At 42.4% G+C, this 262-nt stretch carries 1 protein-coding gene; it reads left to right on the forward strand.

Annotated features, from left to right (window positions below):
• The coding region (locus tag SB689_RS23420; protein ID WP_410694448.1) for a hypothetical protein at window positions 1–262 on the forward strand (262 nt) is incomplete at both ends.

Below are 262 nucleotides of genomic sequence, written 5' to 3' on the forward strand. Positions count from 1 at the left end.
CTCAAAGAAGGAGCCAGAAATTTTATTTTCGAAGGACGTGAATGTGGTGGCCATGTGGGCCCGTTATCCAGCATGGTTCTTTGGGAAAAACAAATTGAACGAATCTTAAAAGAAGACCATCCGGAAAATATCAGTGTATTTTTCGCAGGTGGAATCCATAATGATTTTTCAACCGCTTTTGTTTCCATTATGGCCGCTCCATTAGCTGCCAGAGGGGTAAAAGTAGGAGTACTAATGGGAACTGCTTATCTCTATACGCAGG

It is taken from the genome of Chryseobacterium sp. SIMBA_038 (assembly GCF_046535115.1).
Lineage (GTDB): Bacteria > Bacteroidota > Bacteroidia > Flavobacteriales > Weeksellaceae > Chryseobacterium.